The 13,568-nt window shown below is 71.3% G+C and carries 16 protein-coding genes; 4 read left to right on the top strand and 12 right to left on the bottom strand.

Annotation, left to right across the window (positions count from 1 at the left end):
• Positions 1 to 19 precede the first annotated feature (19 nt).
• Positions 20 to 391, top strand: coding sequence for a DUF3224 domain-containing protein (locus ACQPZF_RS04590; RefSeq protein ID WP_433268576.1), 372 nt, complete (start codon positions 20 to 22; stop codon positions 389 to 391).
• Entirely contained in the window at positions 384 to 1,421 is a 1,038-nt protein-coding gene (locus ACQPZF_RS04585; protein WP_433268574.1) for a DNA glycosylase AlkZ-like family protein, read from the top strand. The genes ACQPZF_RS04590 and ACQPZF_RS04585 overlap by 8 nt, the downstream gene beginning before the upstream one ends.
• On the opposite strand, the gene ACQPZF_RS04580 is transcribed toward ACQPZF_RS04585, so the two are convergent.
• Genes ACQPZF_RS04580 through dapE form a run of 3 tightly spaced genes read right to left on the bottom strand, consistent with a single transcriptional unit; the run spans position 1,414 to position 3,807 of the window.
• Positions 1,414 to 1,950, bottom strand: a complete 537-nt coding sequence (locus tag ACQPZF_RS04580; protein ID WP_433268572.1) for a TIGR00730 family Rossman fold protein — start codon at positions 1,948 to 1,950, stop codon at positions 1,414 to 1,416. The two genes, ACQPZF_RS04585 and ACQPZF_RS04580, sit on opposite strands and share 8 nt — an antisense overlap.
• Complete coding sequence (locus ACQPZF_RS04575; protein ID WP_433268570.1) at positions 1,947 to 2,717, bottom strand: TIGR00730 family Rossman fold protein; 771 nt, start codon at positions 2,715 to 2,717, stop codon at positions 1,947 to 1,949. Before ACQPZF_RS04575 ends, ACQPZF_RS04580 begins: the two co-directional genes overlap by 4 nt.
• Before the next feature lie 22 nt (positions 2,718 to 2,739).
• On the bottom strand, positions 2,740 to 3,807 hold the full coding sequence (gene dapE / locus ACQPZF_RS04570; RefSeq protein ID WP_433268568.1) for a succinyl-diaminopimelate desuccinylase: 1,068 nt from the start codon (positions 3,805 to 3,807) through the stop codon (positions 2,740 to 2,742).
• A gap of 25 nt (positions 3,808 to 3,832) precedes the next feature.
• Here dapE and dapD point away from each other — a divergent pair, with 25 nt between their 5' ends.
• Positions 3,833 to 4,804, top strand: a complete 972-nt coding sequence (dapD, locus tag ACQPZF_RS04565; protein ID WP_433268565.1) for a 2,3,4,5-tetrahydropyridine-2,6-dicarboxylate N-succinyltransferase — start codon at positions 3,833 to 3,835, stop codon at positions 4,802 to 4,804.
• A 127-nt stretch (positions 4,805 to 4,931) separates the two neighbouring features.
• Here the strand turns inward: dapD and dapC are convergent, their stop codons facing one another.
• Both dapC and fdxA read right to left on the bottom strand, forming a co-directional pair.
• The gene (dapC, locus tag ACQPZF_RS04560; protein WP_433268563.1) at positions 4,932 to 6,017 is read right to left on the bottom strand and encodes a succinyldiaminopimelate transaminase; all 1,086 of its coding nucleotides are present in this window, start codon (positions 6,015 to 6,017) and stop codon (positions 4,932 to 4,934) included.
• Positions 6,014 to 6,340 carry a ferredoxin gene (fdxA, locus tag ACQPZF_RS04555; RefSeq protein ID WP_433268560.1) on the bottom strand — a complete coding sequence of 109 codons (327 nt, stop codon included), beginning with the start codon at positions 6,338 to 6,340 and terminating at the stop codon, positions 6,014 to 6,016. The genes dapC and fdxA overlap by 4 nt, the downstream gene beginning before the upstream one ends.
• Positions 6,341 to 6,486: 146 nt before the next feature.
• Between fdxA and ACQPZF_RS04550 the strand changes: the two genes are divergently transcribed.
• Entirely contained in the window at positions 6,487 to 7,230 is a 744-nt protein-coding gene (locus tag ACQPZF_RS04550; protein ID WP_433268557.1) for a GNAT family N-acetyltransferase, read from the top strand.
• Between the two features lie 165 nt (positions 7,231 to 7,395).
• Here the strand turns inward: ACQPZF_RS04550 and ACQPZF_RS04545 are convergent, their stop codons facing one another.
• The 7 genes from ACQPZF_RS04545 to ACQPZF_RS04515 all read right to left on the bottom strand — a co-directional run bounded on the left by ACQPZF_RS04545 (position 7,396) and on the right by ACQPZF_RS04515 (position 13,566).
• Entirely contained in the window at positions 7,396 to 8,121 is a 726-nt protein-coding gene (locus ACQPZF_RS04545) for a hypothetical protein (protein WP_433268555.1), read from the bottom strand.
• Complete coding sequence (locus ACQPZF_RS04540) at positions 8,105 to 8,494, bottom strand: hypothetical protein (RefSeq protein WP_433268553.1); 390 nt, start codon at positions 8,492 to 8,494, stop codon at positions 8,105 to 8,107. Before ACQPZF_RS04540 ends, ACQPZF_RS04545 begins: the two co-directional genes overlap by 17 nt.
• A complete protein-coding gene (gene mshB, locus ACQPZF_RS04535) occupies positions 8,491 to 9,321 on the bottom strand; it encodes an N-acetyl-1-D-myo-inositol-2-amino-2-deoxy-alpha-D-glucopyranoside deacetylase (RefSeq protein WP_433268551.1) in 831 nt (276 codons plus the stop codon). Before mshB ends, ACQPZF_RS04540 begins: the two co-directional genes overlap by 4 nt.
• A gap of 70 nt (positions 9,322 to 9,391) precedes the next feature.
• On the bottom strand, positions 9,392 to 10,450 hold the full coding sequence (locus ACQPZF_RS04530) for an ABC transporter ATP-binding protein (protein ID WP_433268549.1): 1,059 nt from the start codon (positions 10,448 to 10,450) through the stop codon (positions 9,392 to 9,394).
• Positions 10,447 to 11,625 carry an ABC transporter ATP-binding protein gene (locus ACQPZF_RS04525; protein WP_433268547.1) on the bottom strand — a complete coding sequence of 393 codons (1,179 nt, stop codon included), beginning with the start codon at positions 11,623 to 11,625 and terminating at the stop codon, positions 10,447 to 10,449. Before ACQPZF_RS04525 ends, ACQPZF_RS04530 begins: the two co-directional genes overlap by 4 nt.
• Positions 11,622 to 12,575 (bottom strand): ABC transporter permease, encoded by a 954-nt coding sequence (locus ACQPZF_RS04520; RefSeq protein ID WP_433268545.1) that lies wholly within the window; start codon positions 12,573 to 12,575, stop codon positions 11,622 to 11,624. Before ACQPZF_RS04520 ends, ACQPZF_RS04525 begins: the two co-directional genes overlap by 4 nt.
• Positions 12,568 to 13,566 (bottom strand): ABC transporter permease, encoded by a 999-nt coding sequence (locus ACQPZF_RS04515; protein ID WP_433268543.1) that lies wholly within the window; start codon positions 13,564 to 13,566, stop codon positions 12,568 to 12,570. The genes ACQPZF_RS04520 and ACQPZF_RS04515 overlap by 8 nt, the downstream gene beginning before the upstream one ends.
• Positions 13,567 to 13,568: the final 2 nt, after the last annotated feature.

Genomic DNA, 13,568 nt, shown 5'->3' with positions numbered 1-13,568 from the left:
TCCTGTCAGGATCACCCACATGGAATTGCAGTCGCCGTTCACCATCACCCGCTGGGACGAGAAGGTCGCGGACGAAACCGAGCCCCAGCTCGGCCGCGTCCAGGTCGACAAGACCTACACCGGCGCGGTCGAGGGCACCAGCACGGCCGAGCTGATCAGTTGCCAGCCGGTGGAGGGCTCGGCGGGCTACGTGGCCATCGAGAAGTTCCGGGGCACGCTGGAGGGCCGCGCGGGCGCCTTCGTGTTCCAGCACGGCGCGACCATCTCGGCCGCCGGCCCGGAGTTCTACGGCCGCATCATCCCCGGCTCGGGCACCGGGGAGCTGGTCGGCATCACCGGCACGGTCCGGCTGGAGCACGAGCTGATCACCCTGGACTACCGGCTTGGCTGACCGCGAGCGGGTCATCGCCTACCGGGTCGCGGCGCACCAGTTCGACCGGACCGTCGCCGAGCCCTCCGCGCTGCGGGTCTTCGACCTGGGCGTGCAGGACTCGGAGCGGTCCGCCCTGCCCGCGCTCGCGGCCCGGCTGGAGTCGCCCGACCTCGCGGGCTGCCACCTCACGTGGTCGGTGCGGGGCGCGCCGCACTGGCACCGCCCCGACGCGCTCCCGAAGCTCGCCGCCGCCCTGTGGCCGCTCGGCGACGCCGACGCCGTGACCCGGATGAACCGCCCGCCGGTCACCGCCGGCCTGGCCGTGTTCCGCGAGGTCGTGGCCGCCCTGAAGGCCGTGGTGGACCGGCCGATGACCAAGGGCGAGGCGTCCGCCCGGCTCACCCCGCTGGTCCCGCCGGAGGTCACCGGCTGGTGCCGGGGCTGCCGGGCGACCCACGTGCAGGACCCGGTCTTCCGGATCGCCGTGCTGCCCGCCGGGCTGCGCTTCGACCCGGCGGAGAAGACGGTGACGTTCGTGCCGATCCCGGACCGGCGGATCCCGACGGCGAACGAGGGGTTCGCCGACCTGGTCGCCGACTACCTCCGCCTGCACGGCCCCGCCGGGCCGTCCGAGGTGGCGGGCTACTTCGGCGCGCCGGTCCGCGAGGTCAAGGCAGGCTGGCCGGACGGGCTGGTCGAGGTCGCGCCCAAGGCCTGGCTGCCGGCGGACCGGGTCGACGCGTTCGAGAACCCGCCCGAGCCCGACGTGGCCCGGCTGCTGCCCCCGCTGGACCCGTACCTGAACGCCCGCGACCGCGACCTGCTGGTGCCCGACAAAGCCCACCAGAAGGAGGTCTGGCGCATCCTCGGCCGCCCCGGCGCGATCATGGTCGACGGCGAGGTCCTGGGCATCTGGCGGGCCAAGACCACCGGCGGGCGCCTGGACGTGACGCTCTCGCCGTTCGCACCGCTGGACACCGCGCGGTTCGTGGACGAGGCCCGCCGGCTGGCCGCCGCACGAGGCCTGGACAGCGCCCGGATCAGCTAGCGCACGCGTCCAGCGCCGCCCGCACGTCGCCCGTCACCACCAGCGAGTCCAGCGCGAACCGCGACACGAACCCCCGGCCGTGCAGGTCGGCCAGCCACTCCAGCAGACCCCGGTAGTGGCCGTCGACGTCCAGCAGCACCACGGGCTTGGCGTGCATCGCGAGCACCCGCGCCGTCCACACCTCGAACAGCTCCTCGCACGTGCCGATGCCGCCCGGCAGCGCCAGGAACGCGTCCCCGTGCGCCTCCAGCATCGCCTTGCGGTCCCGCATGCCGTCCACCAGCAGCAGGTCGTCGGCCTCCCGGTCGGCCCACTCCCGGTCCACCAGGCTGCGCGGGATCACGCCGGTCGTGCGCGCGCCGCCCTCCCGCGCCGCGCCGGCGAGCGCGCCCATCATGGACGTCCGGCCACCGCCCCACGCCAGCGACCAGCCCCGGCGCGCGATCTCCGCGCCCACCTCGGCGGCCAGCGCCAGGTACGACTCCGGGACCGTCCGCAGCGATCCGCAGTAGACGGTGACGGTGGTCAATGCGTGTCCGCCCACGCCTGGTGCGCCTCGTTGACCACCCGCACGGCGTCGTCGATGTCGTCGGTCAGGTGCAGCAGCGCGAGGTCCTTCTCGCCGACCTTGCCGCCGCCCAGCACGGAACTCCGCACCCAGTCGTAGAGGCCCTGCCAGTAGTCCTTGCCGAACAGCACCACCGGGAACTTGGTGACCTTCTTGGTCTGCACCAGGGTCAGCGCCTCGAACAGCTCGTCCAGCGTGCCGAACCCGCCCGGCAGGCAGATGAACGCCTGCGAGTACTTGATGAACATGGTCTTGCGCACGAAGAAGTAGCGGAAGTTCACGCCCAGGTCGACCCACGGGTTGAGGCCCTGCTCGAACGGCAGCTCGATGCCCAGGCCGACGGAGAACCCGCCCGCCTCGGAGCAGCCCCGGTTGACGGCCTCCATCGCGCCCGGACCGCCGCCCGTGATGACCGCGAACCCGGCCTCGGCCAGCGCGCCGCCGAGCTTGCGGCCCGTCTCGTACTCGGGGTGGTCGCGGCCGGTGCGCGCGGAGCCGAACACCGTCACCGCGCTCGGCACCTCCGCCAGCGCGCCGAAGCCCTCCACGAACTCGGCCTGGATGCGCAGCACCCGCCACGGGTCGGTGTGCACCCAGTCGCTCGGCCCGCGCGAGTCCAGCAGCCGCTGGTCCGTGGTGGTCAGCTCGTCGCGGCGGCCACGGCGCAGCACGACCGGTCCGCGCTGCTTTTCCTTCGGGTGCTCGTCGACGCCGTTCTGGTCACTCATTGGCGCGAGTCTATCCGGGTGGTCAGCCCTCGCCGATGAAGCGCCGCAACACTTCCCGGCACTGTCGGATCTGGTTCACCGGGACGTTCTCCTGGCGGGTGTGGGCGAGCGTGGGGTCGCCCGGCCCGAAGTTCACGGCGGGCATCCCGAGGGCCGCGAACCGGGCCACGTCCGTCCAGCCGAGCTTGGCGACGGGTGTGCCGCCGGCCGCTCGGACGAGTTCCCGCGCGGCCTCGGCGTGCAGGCCCGGCAACGCGCCCGCCGACGAGTCGGTGACCGTGACGTCGAAACCCTCGAACACCTCGCGCAGGTGCTGTTCGGCCTGCTCCGGCGTGCGGTCGGGGGCGAACCGGTGGTTGACGGTGAGCACGCACCCGTCCGGCACGACGTTGCCCGCGACGCCGCCCTCGATCTTCACGGCCTGGAGGCCCTCGCGGTAGACGCAGCCGTCGATGTCGACCGTGCGGGCCTGGTAGCCCTCCAGCCGGCGCAGCGCCTCGCCGACGGCGTGGATCGCGTTCACACCCATCCACCCGCGGGCGGTGTGGGCCCGGACGCCCGAGGTGCGCAGCTCGATCCGCATGGTGCCCTGGCAGCCGGCTTCGACCGCGGCGTTCGACGGCTCGCAGACGATCGCCAGGTCCGCGTCCAGCCAGTCGCGCAGCTCGCGTTCGATCCGGCCGAGGCCGTTGCGCACGGCTTCGACCTCCTCGCAGTCGTAGAACACGAAGGTGAGGTCGTAGCGGGGGTTCTCGGTGGTCGCGGCGAGGTTGAGCATCACCGCGTCGCCGCCCTTCATGTCGCACGTGCCGAGGCCGTGCAGGACGCCGTCCTCCAGGCGCGACGGGAGGTTGTCGTTGACCGGCACGGTGTCCAGGTGCCCGGCGAAGATCACCCGCTTGGGCAGCCCGAGGTTCGTGCGGGCCAGCACGGCGTTGCCGGAGCGCACCACCTCCAGCGGTGTCTGCTCGCGCAGCGAGCGCTCGACCAGGTCGGCCAGGTCGGCTTCGGCGCCGGACACGCTGGGCACGTCCACCAGCGCGGCGGTCAGCTCGACGGGATCGGCGGCGAGGTGCAAGGTGTCGGCCACGCCCGGCACGTTACCGTTGGCACCCGTGAGCACCGCAGACCCCACCGGCGCGTACGGCGTCGGACTCGCCACCGTCACCTCCTCCGGCGCCGTGCTGGACACCTGGTTCCCGTCGCCGCGGCTCGGTGGGACCGAAGCCGGCACGGTCCGGCTGTCCGCCGCCGAGGTGGCCGCCGACCTGGGCGAGGCGGCGGCCAAGCAGCTCGGCTTCGACGCCGACCGGGACGTCGAGGTCGTGGGCGTGCGCGTCGGCATCGCGTCGCTGGCCGACGCCCCCGCGGACACCTACGACGTGTTCCTGCGCCTGCACCTGCTGTCGTCCCGACTGGTCCGGCCGCACGGCCAGAGCCTGGACGGCATCTTCGGCCTGCTGAACAACGTCGTCTGGACCAACCACGGCCCGTGCGCGGTGGAGGACTTCGAGGAGACCCGCGTCAAGCTCCGCGCCCGCGGCCCGGTGACCGTGTACGGGGTCGACAAGTTCCCGCGCATGGTCGACTACGTGGTCCCGACGGGCGTGCGCATCGCCGACGCGGACCGCGTGCGGCTGGGCGCGCACCTGTCCCCCGGCACGACCGTGATGCACGAGGGCTTCGTCAACTTCAACGCCGGCACGCTCGGCGCGTCCATGGTCGAAGGCCGCATCTCGGCCGGCGTCGTGGTCGGCGACGGCTCGGACATCGGCGGCGGCGCGTCCGTGATGGGCACGCTGTCCGGCGGCGGCAAGGAGGTCATCGCCATCGGCGAGCGCTGCCTGATCGGGGCGAACGGCGGCGTGGGCATCTCCCTCGGCGACGACTGCGTGGTGGAGGCGGGCCTCTACATCACGGCCGGCACCAAGATCACCGCCGACGACGGGACGACCGTCAAGGGCGCCGCCCTCTCCGGCGTGCCGAACCTGCTGTTCATCCGCGACTCGACCACCGGGGCCGTGAAGGTCAAGCCCCGCAAGGGGACCGGCGTCGAGCTGAACGCGGCGCTGCACTCGAACGACTGACCCGGTGGGGGGCGCTCCCGAGCGCCCCCACCACCGCGGAATCCAGGGGCGAGGAATACCCGGTGGTCCACGCCTGCCCCGCCGCGCCCGTGTTCGTCACCTTCGGCCGGACGACCTTCGTCGGGCCTCAGGCTGCGAGCCGCTCCGCGGCGGCGGCCACCCGCTCGTCGGTCGCGGTCAGCGCGATGCGCACGTGACGGTCGCCCGTCGGCCCGTAGAACGTGCCGGGAGCGGCCAGGATCCCGCGTTCCGCCAGCCACCCCACGGTGTCCCAGGCGTTCTCGTCCCGCGTGGACCACAGGTACAGCCCGGCCTCCGAGTGGTCGACCGAGAACCCCGCCGCCTTCAACGCGGGCAGCAGCACCTCCCGCCGACGCCGGTACCGCTCACGCTGCACGGCCACGTGCCCGTCGTCGTTCAACGCCGCCGTCATCGCCGCCTGCACGGGCCGGGGCACGATCATCCCGGCGTGCTTGCGGACCTCCAGCAGGCTCGCGACCAGGCGCGGGTCGCCGGTGACGAACCCGGCCCGGTACCCGGCGAGGCTGGACGACTTGGACAGCGAGTGCACCGCCAGCAGCCCGTCCCGCACCCCGCCGCTGACCTCGTCCAGCAGCACGGACACCGGCGACGAGTCCCACGCCAGCGCCAGGTAGCACTCGTCGGAGGCCACCGTCGCGCCCACCGCGCGAGCGTCCGCCACGGCCCGCGCCAACGCCGCCGCGTCCAGCACGCGCCCGGTCGGGTTGGACGGCGAGTTCAACCACACCAGCTTCGTGCCCTCGGGCGGCGGCTCACCGTCGGCGAGCCGGACCACCGACGCGCCCGCCAGCCGGGCGCCGACCTCGTACGTCGGGTAGGCCAGCGCGGGGATCGCCACCACGTCGCCCGGCCCCAGTCCGAGCAGCGTGGGCAGCCACGCGACCAGCTCCTTCGACCCGATGGTCGGCAGCACCGCCCGCGGGTCCACCCCGGTCACGCCGTGCCGCCGGGCCAACGCGCCCGCCACCGCTTCGCGCAGCTCCGGGAACCCGTGCGTGGTCGGGTAGCCGGGCTGGTCGGCCACGGTGGACAGGGCGTGCCGGATCAGTTCCGGCACCTCGTCCACCGGCGTGCCGACGGACAGGTCGACCACGCCACCGGGGTGCGTGCGCGCCTTGGCGGCGTGGTCGGCCAGGGTGTCCCAGGGGAAGTCCGGGAGCCGCCTCGTCACTCGTCCGACGCCTGCGGCGGGAGAGCCTTCACGAAAGCGGGGTCCGCGCTGACCTTGCCCACCTTGGACGCGCCGCCGGGCGAACCCAGTTCGTCGAAGAAGTCCACGTTCGCCTTCGTGTACTCCTTCCACTCGTCCGGGACGTCGTCCTCGTAGTAGATGGCCTCGACAGGGCACACCGGCTCGCAAGCACCACAGTCGACGCACTCATCCGGGTGGATGTAGAGCATCCGGTCGCCTTCGTAGATGCAGTCGACGGGGCACTCTTCGATGCACGCCTTGTCGAGCACGTCCACGCACGGCTGGGCGATCACATAGGTCACTGCGCTCTCCTGCTCTTGTCCTGGTCCACACCGCGCAAGCCGGAGAGTACGCGGCGGATTCGATTGTCCAACGCTCAGGCTCGCCTTATCGGCACCGTGCCACACCTCACAGGACACCCTTTACCAGCACGGGGGACGATGCGGGGGTGGATCGGGTCGCCGAGTTGGAGCAGCGTTGCGCGGACGCCTGGCCGGCCCTGGTGGACGAGCCGCTCGGCCAGTGGCGGATGCGCGCCGCGAACGGCTTCACCGGCCGCGCGAACAGCGCCCTGACCACGGGCGATCCCGGCCTCCCGGTGCCCGACGCGCTGCGCGTGGTGGCGGGTTTCGCCCGGTCCCACTCGATCGGGCCGACCGCGCACGTGGTGGTGGGCTCGCGTTCGGAGCAGGGCGTCGCGGCGGCCGGCTGGCGGGTGGACGTCGACCACCCCGGTGGCGCGGAGTCGCTGGTGCTCACCGGGTCGTTGCGTGCCTTCGCCAGTCCGAAGGCGGAGGACGTGGACGTTTCGGCGGTGCCGGTTCCCGGATGGTGGGAACTGACCGCCCAGGACAACCCGACGCCCGCCCAACGGCATGTATTGGGTAGTGGGGCTGTCGTGGGCTTCGGGTCGGTGGTGCGGGAGGGGGTGGTGGTCGCGGCGGCGCGCGGCGCGGTGGTGTGTGATGTGCTGCACGTCGCACGGCTGGCGGTGCGTCCGGAGGCGCGGCGCTCGGGGTTGGCGCGGGCGCTGATGGGCGGGCTGGCGTCGTGGGGCTTGGAGCGCGGGGCGGCGCGGTGTGCGCTCCAGGTGGCGGAGCACAACACCGCGGCGCTGAGGCTGTACGCGTCCTTGGGCTGCACGGAACACCACCGCTACCGGTACTGGATCCCGCGCGACGTCCAGCGCTGACCGGGCGGTCCCACACGCCTGTCCGGGCGAAAGCCGAGCCACCGGAAGGCCGCCTGCGTCCCAGCCCCGCCCGAGATCCTGTGACCGCCCGACAATCGAGGCCGCCCGACAACCCAGGGCCACCCGACGACTTGAGGCCGCCCGAGCAGCCGGTGACCGACCCGGCTACTGGCGGTCGAACCACTCGTAGGCGGCCTTGCGGACCCGGCGCAGCGCCGAGCGCTCACCGAAGTAGTCCCCGACCACGCCCACCAGCGGCAGCATCCCCAACGCCTGGTGGTAGAACCGCCCCTGCGGACGCTTGTCCAGCTCGCCCTCCAGCGCCCACAGCACCTTCGCGAGCTTCCACACCGTCCGCCCGATCGCCCGGAACGTCGACCGCTGCCCCAGCTCCGCCGTCAGCTCCTCGGTGGCCCGGTCCTCCGCCGCGGCGTCCACCGGCAGCCCGTCCACCTCCCGCTGGAACAGCACGTGGGCCAGCAGCCGCACCCGGTCCTCGGTGGACGTGAACCCGTGCTCCCCCGCCATCGCCGACAGCAGCAACCCCTGCCCCGCCGTGCCCAGCGCCGACTGGATGGGCAACCGGTCCGCCAGCGCCCCGCCGACCCCCGGCAACGCCGCCAGCAGCGACACCAGCCGCCCCACCCGGTTGAGCCACCACTCGTCGCGCTGCGCCACCCCCATGGCGGCCCAGCCGGCGGTGCCCGGCACCTTCACCTTCGCGAGCCGGTCCCACAGCTTGTCCACCAGCGCCCGGTCGGCCCCGTCCTCCACGGCACGATCCCGCAGCCCCAACAGGTTCGCGTCACGCAACGTGTCCAACAGCGGCCCGGTGGCCCGCACGAACGGCCGCAGCGCCCGCACCACATCCCGGTCAGTGATCGCCGGCACGGGCCTGCCTCCCCAGGAACACGCCCACCGCCACCGCGCCGGGCAGCGCACCGCCGGCGAACAGCAGCAGGGTCCGCCAGTCGTTCACCAGCACGACGTCACCGCCGATCCCGAACAGGCCGAAGAACAGCAGCGTCCCCAGCCACACCAACAACGGCGAAGCGGCGGTCAGGGCGCGGTCGGCGTACTGCGACGCCCCGAACACCAGCAACGGCGTGGTGATGATCGCCACGAGCACCGTCGCCGGGAAGGGGTAGTCGTCGACCCGGGGCAGCAGGGTGCCGTCCAGGCGCAGCGGCAGGAAGAACAGCTCCAGCACCGCGAGCACGAACGCCTGGGCCATCAGCGCCCCGATCGCCAACCGCTCCCTCAATCCAGCCCTCCGAACAGGTCGGTCTCCGCCCCGTCCGCCGAGCCGCGCGCCAGCACGTAGTACTCGGACTGCACGACGGGCTGCGCGATGCCGTTGGACAACGCGTACGCCACGCCGTCCTGCCACACGCTGACCTGGGTGGAGTGTGCGCGCAACGCCCGCACCTTCGCCACCAGGTGTTCGGACACGTCGATGGTGGTCGTGATGGCGGCGTCCTCGGTGACCGGCAGCTCGCCGGGCGCGGGCAGCCGCCACGGCAGGTCCTCGTGGGCGGCCAGCGCGGCGACGCCTGCCTCGGTCGCCGACCGGGACGTCACCGCGAAGAAGACGCGGTCCACCTCGCCGGCCGCCGCCATGGTGATCTCGTGCGCCCGGACGTGGTCCGGGTGGCCGTACCCGCCGACCTCGTCGTAGGTGACCACCACCTGGGGCTTCACCGACGAGATGATCGACGCCAGCTCGGCCGCCTGCTCCTCCACCGACCCCCGCACGAACGCGCGCGGGTGGTTGTTCGCCTCGACCCCGGCCATCCCGGAGTCCCGCCACCGGCCGATGCCGCCGAGGAAGCGGTGATCGGTCACACCCAGCGCGGCGCAGGCGGATCTCAGCTCCGCCACCCGGTAGCCGCCTAGCTGGTCGGCCGCGTCCGCGGTCAGCTCACGCAGTGCGGGCGGGATGATCTCGCCCTCCTCGCCGAGGGTGCAGGTGACCACGGTGACGTGCACGCCGCTCGCCGCGTAGCGGGCGATGGTGCCGCCCGTCCACAGGCTTTCGTCGTCAGGGTGTGCGTGTACCAGCAGCAACCGTGGTGGAGCAGTCAGCGTCACCGGATCAGCGTAGAGACCTGGTCCGACAACGGCTGTCGGGGCCACCGCAAAGGCGACCCCGACTCGGCCGTCAGCCCACCAGGAGCGGCTTCACCTCGGCGAAGTGGCACGCCGACAGCGTGCCCTCGCCGTCGCCGCGGCGCTCCAGCTTGGGCTCCTCGACGGCGCAGATGTCCTGCGCCTTCCAGCAGCGGGTGCGGAACCGGCAGCCCGAGGGCGGGTTCACCGGCGACGGCACGTCGCCGGTGAGCACGATCCGCTGGCGCCCGCGCTCCAGCTTCGGGTCCGGCACCGGCACGGCCGACAGCAGGGCCTGCGTGTACGGGTGCATCGGCCGGGCGTAGATGTCCTCGCGCTCACCGATCTCGATGATCTTGCCGAGGTACATCACGGCGACCCGGTCCGAGATGTGCCGGACGACCGAGAGGTCGTGCGCCACGAACAGGTACGCCAGGCCCAGCCGCTCCTGGAGTTCCTCCAGCAGGTTCACCACACCGGCCTGCACCGACACGTCCAGCGCCGACACCGGCTCGTCCAGCACGACCAGCTTCGGGTTCAGCGCCAGCGCGCGGGCGATGCCGATGCGCTGCCGCTGGCCGCCGGAGAACTCGTGGGCGTACCGGTTGCGGTGCTCCGGGTTGAGGCCGACGAGTTCCATCAGCTCGTTCACCCGGTGCTGGATGTCCTGGCCCTGCTCGATGCCGTGGATCTTGAACGGCTCCGAGATCAGCTCGTTGATCTGCCAGCGCGGGTTCAGCGACGCGTACGGGTCCTGGAACACGATCTGCATGTTCCGCCGCACGTCGCGCAGGCCCTTGCCGCCCAACCGGGTCAGCTCGCGGCCCTCGAACTTCACCGAGCCGGACGTCGGCTTGTGGAGTTGGAGGATGGCCCGCCCGGTGGTGGACTTGCCGCAGCCGGACTCGCCGACCAGGCCCAGCGTCTCGCCGGCCCGCAGGTTGAACGACACGCCGGACACGGCCTGCACCTGCCCGACGACGCGCGGGATGATCCCGCCGCCGCGCACCGGGAAGGACTTGACCAGGTCCCTGACCTCCAGCAGCGGAGCGGGCTCGGTGCCCGACGAGGCGCCACCGGCCTGCGGGTTCACGTCAGTTGAGGTGGTCATGAGGTCGAGCTCTCCTCTTCGTGCAGCCGCGCCTCCACGTCGCCGAGGTCCTCGGCGACGGGGATGTCCGGGTTGGCCATGGTGAGCGCCGCGGGGTTCTCCACCACGCCGATCTCCTCGTGCGCGAACAGCTTCTGCGGCTGCTCGATGGTGGCCAGGTGCGCGGAGCGGTGGCAGCGCGCGAAGTGGCCTGCCCGGTCGGTCTCCAGCAGCGCCGGCTCGGTCACCCGGCACTCGTCGATGACCAGCGGGCACCGCGGGGAGAACGAGCAGCCCTGCGGCAGGTTCATCAGCGAGGGCGGGGCGCCCTTGATCGGGGTGAGCCGCTTGCCCAGCATCTGCGGGTTCGGGATGGACCCGAGCAGGCCGACCGTGTACGGCATCCGCTGCGCTTCGAAGACCTCGTCCACGGAGCCCTGCTCGACCACCGTGCCGCCGTACATGACCTGGACGCGGTCCACCATGCCCGCCACGACGCCGAGGTCGTGGGTGATGATCACGATGCCCGCGCTCGTCTCGTCCCGGATGCGCAGCAGCGTGTCCAGGATCTGCGCCTGCACGGTCACGTCCAGCGCCGTGGTCGGCTCGTCCGCGATGATCACGTCCGGGTCGTTGATGATCGACATGGCGATCATCGCGCGCTGCCGCATGCCGCCGGAGAACTCGTGCGGGTACTGCGACGCGCGGCGGTCCGGCTGCGGGATGCCCACCAGCTCCAGCGACTCGACGGCCTTGGCCCACGCCGCCTTCTTCGACACGTCGTGGTGCGCCTGGTACGCCTCGGCAAGCTGCCAGCCCACCGTGTACACGGGGTTCAGCGACGTCATCGGGTCCTGGAAGATCATCGCGACGCCGTTGCCGCGCACCGGCTGCATCTGCTTGTAGGTCAAGCCCACCAGCTCGCGGCCCTTGAACTTGATCGAGCCGCCGATCTGCGCGGTCTTGGGCAGCAGGCCCATGATCGCCATCGACGAGACCGACTTGCCGGACCCGGACTCGCCGACGACGCCCAGCACCTCGCCCGCGCCGAGCGTGAACGACACGTCGCGCACGGCGTGCACCACGCCGTCGTCGGTCGGGAAGTCCACCGACAGGTTCTCGACCCTGAGGAGCTTGTCGCCGTCGCGGCCCCCGGTCACCGACTCGGGTTCATTCATAACGTCCAACTCACTCATGCCTTCACCCTCTTCTGCCGCGGGTCGAAGGCGTCCCGGAGACCGTCACCGATGAAGTTGACCGACAGCGAGATCAGCACGATGAACACGAACGGCGTGAAGAACAGCCACGGGTGCAGCGTCAGCTCGTTCTTGTTCTGGCTGATCATGAGGCCGAGCGAGGTGTCCGGGCTCTGCACGCCCAGCCCGATGAACGACAGCGCGGCCTCCAGCAGCACCGCCTGCGCGATGGCCAGCGTGGCGTTGACGATGATCACGTCCACGGTGTTCGGCAAGATGTGCCGGAACACGATCCGGAAGGTCGACGCGCCCAGCGCGCGGGCCGCCTCCACGAACTCCTTCTCGCGCAGCGACAGCACCATGCCGCGGATCACGCGGGCGATGGACAGCCAGCCGATCAGGCCCAGGTAGAGGGCCACGAGGAGCCAGTTGCTCCCGCCGCCGCCGGTCACGCTCACCACGAAGCTGTTGCGCACCAGCACGGCCGCGATGACCAGGCTGGGGATCACCAGCAACAGGTCGATGAACCGGCTGATCAGCGTGTCGACCCAGCCGCGCAGGTAACCGGCGAGCGCGCCGAACACCACGCCGATCACGGTCGACAGGACCGCGACGACGATGGCGATCTGCAACGAGAACTGGGTGCCCCGGATGATCAGGGACACCATGTCGCCGCCGAGCCGGTCGGTGCCGAACGGGTGGTCGCCGCTGGGCGGCAGGTACCGGCGGAAGCCCAGGTCGGTGTAGGGGTACTTCCAGAACAGGCCGCCGAAGAACGCGAACAGCACCAGGACCACGAACAGCACGAGCCCGACCACCGCCGCCTTGTGCCGGGTGAACCGGCGCAGGATGACCTGCCACTGCTTGCGGGCCTTGGTGGTGTCGAACTGGTTGGCCCCGCCGGAACTGGGCGCGGGTGCCTGCGCCACGGGAGAACCAATCTCAGTCAAGGCGGATCCTCGGGTCCAGGAACGCGTACAGGATGTCTGCGATCAGGTTGAACACGATGATGAACACGGCCGTCACCATCATGAAGCCGAGCACCTGGTAGGGCTCGATGTCCTCGATGGCCTCGATGAGGAACTTGCCCATGCCGGACCAGCCGAACACCGTCTCGGTGATGACGGCGCCGCCGAAGCCGGCGCCGATGTTCAGCGAGGACACCGTGATGATCGGGATGAGGGCGTTGCGGAACGCGTGCCGGAAGATGGCGCGCCCCTCTGAGATGCCCTTCGCCTGCGCGGTGCGCACGTAGTCGGCGTTGAGCGTCTCCAACATCGACGCGCGCTGGAAACGGCTGTAGAGCGCGAACTGGATGACGACCAGGGAGATCGTCGGCAGGATGTACGCGCCGCTGTACTGGAAGACCTGTTCGCCGAACGAACCGCTGAAGCCCTCGCCGGGCGGGCCGGCCGTGATGATCCACCGGTCGGCGCCGATGGATTCGAGCCAGTCGTTGAGCTTGATGCCGCCGGATTTGAGGATGAGGGCGACGCAGAACAGCGGCATCGAGAACATCGCGAACGATATTCCGGTCGCTGTGTAGTCGAATATCGAATACTGTCTGACCGCACCGATCACCCCGACCGCCATGCCGAGGATGAGTGCGATGATCTCCGCGCCGAGGATCAGCCGCAGCGTGATGCCGAATGCCCGGAGCAGGTCTTCCTTGACCGGCTTGCCGGCGTTGCTGGGCGCCACCGTCTCGCCCCAGTCGCCGGTCACGAAGTCACCCGCCCAGTCGACGTAGCGCTCCATGAACGGCTTGTTGTAGCCGGTGCGCTCGTAGGCGGCCGTGATCTCCGCCTCTGACCTGGGCTTTTGGAGCTTCCACTCGCCCAGGGGGTCGCCCATGGCGTTCGCGAGTCCGAAGCAGAGGAATGACGCGACGATCAACAGCGGAATCGAGATCAACAACCGCCGGATTATGTAACGGAACATGA

The sequence above is a fragment of the Actinosynnema sp. CS-041913 genome, from assembly GCF_050942485.1.
Lineage (GTDB): Bacteria > Actinomycetota > Actinomycetes > Mycobacteriales > Pseudonocardiaceae > Actinosynnema.
The sequence above is the reverse complement of the archived record's forward strand: the minus strand, read 5'-3'. Positions and strand labels throughout refer to the sequence as shown.